The sequence below is a fragment of the Neisseria sp. HMSC068C04 genome, from assembly GCF_001810105.1.
GTDB lineage: Bacteria > Pseudomonadota > Gammaproteobacteria > Burkholderiales > Neisseriaceae > Neisseria > Neisseria flavescens_B.
The window spans coordinates 39673-46623 of sequence record NZ_KV799913.1; the positions used below are offsets into that span (position 1 = coordinate 39673).

The 6951-nt window shown below is 48.7% G+C and carries 6 protein-coding genes and 1 pseudogene; 3 read left to right on the forward strand and 4 right to left on the reverse strand.

Translation table 11 applies throughout. From position 1 onward, the window contains the following. The first annotated feature begins 98 nt into the window (after positions 1 to 98). Both mfd and HMPREF2700_RS02155 read left to right on the forward strand, forming a co-directional pair. Complete coding sequence (gene mfd, locus HMPREF2700_RS02150) at positions 99 to 3503, forward strand: transcription-repair coupling factor (protein ID WP_070589667.1); 3405 nt, start codon at positions 99 to 101, stop codon at positions 3501 to 3503. 317 nt (positions 3504 to 3820) lie between these two features. Next, entirely contained in the window at positions 3821 to 4636 is an 816-nt protein-coding gene (locus HMPREF2700_RS02155) for an HNH endonuclease (RefSeq protein ID WP_070589669.1), read from the forward strand. A gap of 119 nt (positions 4637 to 4755) precedes the next feature. Here the strand turns inward: HMPREF2700_RS02155 and HMPREF2700_RS02160 are convergent. Continuing rightward, positions 4756 to 4947: pseudogene (locus tag HMPREF2700_RS02160) on the reverse strand (contact-dependent growth inhibition system immunity protein); the annotation flags it as partial. 162 nt (positions 4948 to 5109) lie between these two features. Between HMPREF2700_RS02160 and HMPREF2700_RS02165 the strand changes: the two are divergent. After that, positions 5110 to 5436 carry a hypothetical protein gene (locus HMPREF2700_RS02165; RefSeq protein WP_283129663.1) on the forward strand — a complete coding sequence of 109 codons (327 nt, stop codon included), beginning with the start codon at positions 5110 to 5112 and terminating at the stop codon, positions 5434 to 5436. A 91-nt stretch (positions 5437 to 5527) separates the two neighbouring features. Here HMPREF2700_RS02165 and HMPREF2700_RS02170 read toward each other — a convergent pair whose 3' ends face one another. The 3 genes from HMPREF2700_RS02170 to HMPREF2700_RS02180 form a co-directional block, all read right to left on the reverse strand. Beyond that, positions 5528 to 5830 (reverse strand): ArsR/SmtB family transcription factor, encoded by a 303-nt coding sequence (locus HMPREF2700_RS02170; RefSeq protein ID WP_070589674.1) that lies wholly within the window; start codon positions 5828 to 5830, stop codon positions 5528 to 5530. 78 nt (positions 5831 to 5908) lie between these two features. Then, complete coding sequence (locus tag HMPREF2700_RS02175) at positions 5909 to 6430, reverse strand: rhodanese-like domain-containing protein (RefSeq protein WP_070589676.1); 522 nt, start codon at positions 6428 to 6430, stop codon at positions 5909 to 5911. A 12-nt stretch (positions 6431 to 6442) separates the two neighbouring features. After that, positions 6443 to 6637 carry a YgaP family membrane protein gene (locus tag HMPREF2700_RS02180; protein WP_036491196.1) on the reverse strand — a complete coding sequence of 65 codons (195 nt, stop codon included), beginning with the start codon at positions 6635 to 6637 and terminating at the stop codon, positions 6443 to 6445. Between the last annotated feature and the right edge of the window lie 314 nt (positions 6638 to 6951).

Sequence of the window (6951 nt, forward strand, 5' to 3'; positions counted from 1 at the left end):
CCAGTAAAATTGAAAATCTATTTGATCGCTAAAGGCCGTCTGAAAATTTTTCAGACGGCCTATGGTGCTTGTATTTACTTATTACAAACTGTTTTGTTATGACCTATCCGATTCCCAAACCCCGTGAAAAATCCCGTTGGCTCAATCTGTCTCAAGGCTCGCTGCCCTTGGCTTTGGCGCGTTATCTGCCGCATAAGCAGCTCAAGGTTGTCTTGACCCAAGATGCGGAACAGGCGCTACGCCTTCAGACGGCCTGGCTGTTTTTCCGTCCGCACGATACGGCGGTGTTTCTGCCGGACTGGGAAACGTTGCCTTACGAGCGTTTTTCTCCGCATCAGGATTTGGTGTCGGAGCGGTTGTCGGCGTTGTGGCAGATTAAGAGCGGTGTGGCAGACGTGTTGTTTGTGCCGGTTGCCACGGCGATGCAGAAGCTGCCGCCCGTGCCATTTCTGGCGGGGCGCACGTTTTGGCTGAAAACGGGGCAGACTTTGGATATAGGCCGTCTGAAAAGTGATTTAGTGGATGCGGGTTACAACCATGTTTCCCATGTTGTCGCGGCAGGCGAGTTTGCCGTGCGCGGCGGGATTGTGGATTTGTTCCCGATGGGCAGCGAAATGCCGTACCGCATCGATTTGTTCGACGATGAAATTGACAGCATCAAAACTTTCGATACCGAAACGCAACGCACCATTTCTCCTGTTTCCGAAATCCGCCTGCTGCCGGCACACGAGTTTCCCACCGACAGCGAGGCGCAAAAAATCTTCCGCAGCCGCTTCCGTGAAGAAGTCGATGGCAATCCGAACGATGCGGCTGTGTACAAAGCCGTCAGCAACGGCCATTTCGGCGCGGGCGTGGAATACTACCTGCCGCTGTTTTTTGAAAACGAGTTGGAAACGCTGTTTGATTATATCGGTGAAGATGCGCTCTTTGTCTCTTTGGGCGATGTTCACGCCGAGGCAAACCGCTTTTGGAGCGATGTCAAATCGCGTTACGCGATGGCGCAGGGCGACGAAACCTATCCGCCTTTGCTTCCACAGCATTTGTATCTCTCCGCTGATGTCTTTGCAGGCCGTCTGAAAAATTATGGTCAGGTATTGCCGGATATTTTTGGTAATGAACATACGTTGCCAAACTTGGCCGTCAACCGCCAAGCAGATGAACCGTTGCAGGCATTGAAGGATTTTCAGACGACCTTTGAAGGACGGATTTTGCTGTGCGCCGAAAGTCTGGGACGGCGCGAAACCATGCTCGGCTTCTTGCAGCAAAACGGTTTGAAAGCCAAACCTGTGTCCGACTGGCAGGGCTTTTTATCGGCGCACGAGCCGCTGATGATCACAGTGGCGCCGTTGGCTTACGGGTTTAAATTAGAAGATCAAAACATCGCGGTCATTACCGAATCCGATCTTTATCAATATGTTGCTCGCTCGCGCAAACATCATCGTAAGAAACACGCCGCCGTTTCAGACGGCCTGTTGCGCGACCTTGCCGAAATCAACATCGGCGACCCCGTCGTACACGAAGAACACGGCATCGGGCGGTATATGGGCTTGGTCACAATGGACTTGGGCGATGAAACCAACGAAATGATGTTGCTTGAATATGCAGGCGAAGCTCAGCTTTATGTGCCTGTTTCGCAACTGCATTTAATCAGCCGCTACTCCGGTCAGGCGCATGAAAACGTTGCTTTGCACAAGCTCGGCAGCGGCGCGTGGAACAAGGCGAAGCGCAAGGCCGCCGAAAAAGTGCGCGACACCGCCGCCGAATTGCTCAACCTCTACGCCCAACGTGCCGCCCAATCGGGACACAAATTTGAAATCAACGAGTTGGACTATCAAGCGTTTGCCGACGGCTTCGGTTACGAGGAAACCGAAGACCAGGCCGCCGCCATCGCTGCCGTGATTAAAGATTTGACGCAGGCGAAACCGATGGACCGCCTTGTGTGCGGCGATGTCGGTTTCGGCAAAACCGAAGTCGCCCTGCGCGCCGCGTTTGTGGCGGTGATGGGCGGCAAACAGGTCGCCGTACTCGCCCCAACCACGCTTCTGGTCGAGCAGCACGCGCAAAACTTCGCCGACCGCTTCGCCGATTTCCCCGTGAAAGTCGCCAGCCTTTCGCGTTTCAACAACAGTAAAGCCACCAAAGCCGCGCTGGAAGGCATGGCGGACGGCACGGTCGATATCGTTATCGGCACACACAAATTGGTGCAGGACGACATAAAATTCAAAAACTTAGGTTTAGTGATTATTGATGAAGAACACCGCTTCGGCGTGCGCCAGAAAGAGCAGCTCAAACGCCTGCGCGCCAATGTTGACATCCTCACCATGACCGCCACGCCGATTCCGCGCACCCTCAGCATGGCGCTCGAAGGTCTGCGCGACTTCTCGCTGATTACCACCGCGCCCAGCCGCCGTCTCGCCGTCAAAACCTTTGTCAAACCGTTCAGCGAAGGCAGCGTGCGCGAAGCCGTGTTGCGCGAACTCAAACGCGGTGGGCAGGTGTTTTTCCTGCATAATGAAGTGGATACCATCGAAAACATGCGCGAGCGGCTGGAAACCCTGCTGCCCGAAGCCCGCATCGGCGTGGCGCACGGACAACTGCGCGAGCGCGAGCTGGAACAAGTCATGCGCGACTTTTTGCAGCAACGATTCAATGTGTTGCTCTGTTCCACCATCATCGAAACCGGCATCGACATCCCCAACGCCAACACCATCATAATCAACCGCGCCGACAAATTCGGGCTGGCGCAACTGCACCAACTTCGCGGGCGCGTCGGCCGTAGCCACCACCAAGCCTACGCCTACCTGCTCACGCCCGAATACATCACCAAAGACGCAGAAAAACGTCTCGATGCCATCGCGGCGGCAGACGAACTCGGCGCAGGTTTCACCCTCGCCATGCAGGATTTGGAAATCCGCGGCGCAGGCGAAATCCTTGGCGAAGGACAATCCGGCGAAATGATACAGGTCGGCTTCACGCTCTACACCGAAATGCTCAAGCAAGCCGTGCGCGACCTCAAAAAAGGCCGCCAACCCGACCTCGACGCGCCATTGGGCATTACCACAGAAATCAAACTGCACAGCCCGGCATTATTGCCAGAAAGCTACTGCCCCGACATCCACGAACGGCTCGTCCTCTACAAACGCCTCGCCGTCTGCGAAACCGTGCAGCAAATCAACGCCATACATGAAGAACTGGTCGACCGCTTCGGTCTGCCCGAACAACCCGTCAAAACCCTCATCGAAAGCCACCACCTGCGGCTCGCAGCAAAAGAATTGGGCATAGACGCCATCGACGCGACCAGCGAAGCCGTCACCATTACCTTCGGCAAACACCACCAAATCGACCCAACAGAAATTATCCTGCTGATTCAGACAGATAAAAAATACCGGCTGGCAGGGGCGGATAAGTTGAAGTTTACGGCTCAGATGGAGGATGTGGAGATGAGGATTAAGACAGTGAAGAGTGTGTTGAAGATTTTGAAAGAAAGAGTGGTTGCAAAGTAGAGGCTAGTGAAAAAAGGTCGTCTGAAACGATTTTCAGACGGCCTTTTATTATCCAAAATTTGTAGGTCGAATACTTGTATCCGACAAAATCTCCCGTATGAAGCTGTCAGATTCTAGAATCCGACCTACATCTGCTTGGAAAAACTTTTCATGTAGTAGGCAAAAGATTTATGATGCCGATTGGAACAGCAAGCAACAAATGAAATACCGTTGTGGGCATTTCTGACGTAGTTTGGAACAAAATCTAACATTCATTTTTTTACAGGTCTGTGAAATTTCTAATAATCCAGCGTATGTTTATTTTCAAAGGAAATATTATGCCCGAACTCAAAATTTTTAAAGATGAGCCTAATGATGCCGAATATTTGAAATGGAGAGAGAACAACCCTGATGGTTATATATTAAATATAAACAAAGAAGGCAAACCCATTTCTAAATATCCTATGATACATCGTGTACAAGGAATAAAGAGGAAACCATGTATCAGCAATGAGAATGGTAACTACACTACTGAATCAAGCCCTTATTATAAAGTTTGTTCTAATTCCATTCCTGCATTAGAGGCTTATTCTCGGCAGAAATATAATAAACATTTAACCGGATGCGGACATTGTATGGAAGATTACGTCCCCAGCGAATACATTGAAATACCCACTTTTCAGGTAGCCTATCAACAATCTTTGGAAAATGATTTAGATGAACTTAACCAACGCTTAGAAAACGCCACAACCGAAGAAGCCAAAACCGAAATCCAGCGCCTGATTAACGCCCGCAGAGGTCAAGGCGAATTCAGAAACGGCGTATTGGAACGGTATCCGCAATACCCCATCAGCGGCGTGGATATGCCTGAATTGCTGATTGCCAGCCATATCAAACCTTGGCGCGACTGCAAGGATGATGAAGAATGGCAACGGCTTGACCCATACAACGGCTTGATGCTCGCCCCAAACATTGATGCCTTGTTTGATAGTGGGCTGATTACGTTTGAGCCAGATGGCAAAATCCGTATTAGCAAAAGGCTTTCTGAAAAAAACCTGTTCCGACTAGGCATCTCAACTGATACAAAATTAAAAATTCACCCTGATAGCGAAAAATACTTTAAGTGGCATCGAGAAGAAATATTTAAGCCCTAACAAGCCGTAGCCCGCATTAAACCTGCAGGTAGGGTGTATACGGTACGCACGCGGGCTTTGAGTGTAAAAAAGGTCGTCTGAAACATTTTTCCAGTTTTCAGACGACCTTTTGCCAAATATTATCGGCAGCGGCTCAATGCCAACCTTAAACCTGCTCCGATTTCTTCAGGGCTGTTATCCAATGATAAAATTACATCGTCTGCATCAATGGCATCCCACGTTTCCAGCTTGACATGGCAGCTCGGGCTGATTTTCAGGCAGCCGTTGTGCAGCCAAATATCTCCGCTCATCATGTTTTTAAATAGTGCACGTCAAACCTACATACAGGGGAGTGTGCGGCACGCATACATGCTTTAAGTGTGAATACAGAAGCAGTATAAAAAGGCCGTCTGAAAATACTGAAACTGTCGGCGATTGAAAATTGAGTCTAAGGCTGCTAAATCGATCAGGGAGTTATTATGAAAATGAGGGTAATGATGCTGGGAGTAACAGGCTTGATATTATCCGGCTGCTTTTTTGCCAATGATGAAATCAAGTTGGACGATATTGGGAATTTCAAAATTACAGTCAATGAAGCTGAGGGTTATAGGCAGGTTCATTTGACGGGCTTATTAGGCAATAGTGCAATGGGCATCTCAGATATAAAAACAACTAGCCGCAACGAGGAGCTGAATATTACTTTATTTCAAAAATTAGCAGGTTCGGAATACTCAGGAACATTAGATAAAGAAATTGCTCTTGAAAGCAATATCAAGAAGATTACTTATGGTTCTAAACACGAGATGATATGGCAAGACTAAAAATTATAGTAGAGGCCGTCTGAAAAAGATTCAGACGGCCTTTAAAATTATAAATGGATAGATTTTTTGGCTATCCTATTTCGATAACATTTTAAGATTTTTCTGCACAAAAAAAGGAATACAGCAACTGTATCATCTCGGTTATCCTCGGGTCGGCAATGTAATATTGCCGTTCCCGATGGTTCACTTCAAACGATACCAAACCGGCTTCACGCAGTAGGGCTAATTGGCTGGACATTGCCGCTTGCGGGAGTCCGGATGATTCAGCCAACTCGGTTACATTGTGCGGCCTTTCATGTAGTTTGCACAATACGGCGAGGCGGTTGGGATTGGCCAGTAGTTTGAGAAAAGCGGTGGCTTCTTCGTAGGGCGGTTGATTGTCGGCAATGGTCATTTTTCACGCTTTTCGGCAAATGAGGAGGTCGAATTATCAGTCATAATGGCTCAGCAGCAACTTTCAGACGGCCTTTGCTTAATGATTCCATGGCATTTTGGCTAGCAGGCGAGCCATGCCGCAGAATCCGGTTAGTCCGGCCGTTAATAGGCCTGCGCCGACCATCACGTCTATCAGATAAAACCAAGGCGATACCAGCCAACCTGCCAGCACGCCCAATAGAATCAAACTGCCCGCAATGGTTTGCACCTGCCGCATGATATCCGGTGCGGCACGGTCGGCAACAATAGGAAGCCCTGCAGCTTTCCATGCAAGTAAGCCGCCTTCTAGAATATAACATTCTCGACCTTGGCCAAGCGCTGACAATATTGTTTCTGCCCGTGTTGTACGTTTACCGCTCAGGCAATAAAAAATCAGGCATGGGGCAGTATCATCGGGCAGTTTGTCTCGCTGCTGTTCAGGCGGAAGGGATAATGCGCCACCAATATGCCCGCCCCGATATTCGGCTTGGCTTCGGATGTCCACTGCCAACGCGCCCTCACGGATTTTTGCCATTGCTTCGGAAGGCGTAATTCGCGGGAGTTGTCCGACCGTACTCATGTTTTGCCTTCGTTATTTTTTGTTGATGCGGCAGGTGTTGATGCCCAATAAGCTGTACAGCGCGCAGTTGCCAATCAGTGCTGTACCCAGGGGGATGATGCCCAGCCAACCCCACCAGCCAATGTGTCCGGTAGCGGCTGCAGCAATCAGCGCTACGCCGATAACAATACGGATTACGCGATCCAAAGTACCCAAGTTTCGTTTCATTTTATTGCTCCTTGTTTCAGAATGAATTATCTATAAATAAATATATATATAATAAAAATCATATATGAGAAATATTATATCCCTAAAAATGATTTTGTCAAATTATTTGTAACCATGCAGTTTGGAATAGGGATAGGTATTGGTTTGTTTGGTTGGTGTAAATGATGGTTTAAGTATTTGATTTAAAATAAAGGAACGATTAAAGTTTCATATATAAAAAAGGCCGTCTGAAAACTGAATTTCAGACGGCCTTTGGTTTTAACAAGCTCGGTTATACAGTTTGAGACCTTTGCAAAATTCCTTTTTCCCCGACA

Coding starts and splice junctions, on each gene's coding strand:
- mfd (WP_070589667.1), top strand. CDS start 99: ATGACCTATCCGATTCCCAAACCCCGTGAAAAATCCCGTTGGCTCAAT.
- HMPREF2700_RS02155 (WP_070589669.1), top strand. CDS start 3,821: ATGCCCGAACTCAAAATTTTTAAAGATGAGCCTAATGATGCCGAATAT.
- HMPREF2700_RS02165 (WP_283129663.1), top strand. CDS start 5,110: ATGATGCTGGGAGTAACAGGCTTGATATTATCCGGCTGCTTTTTTGCC.
- HMPREF2700_RS02170 (WP_070589674.1), bottom strand. CDS start 5,830: ATGACCATTGCCGACAATCAACCGCCCTACGAAGAAGCCACCGCTTTT.
- HMPREF2700_RS02175 (WP_070589676.1), bottom strand. CDS start 6,430: ATGAGTACGGTCGGACAACTCCCGCGAATTACGCCTTCCGAAGCAATG.
- HMPREF2700_RS02180 (WP_036491196.1), bottom strand. CDS start 6,637: ATGAAACGAAACTTGGGTACTTTGGATCGCGTAATCCGTATTGTTATC.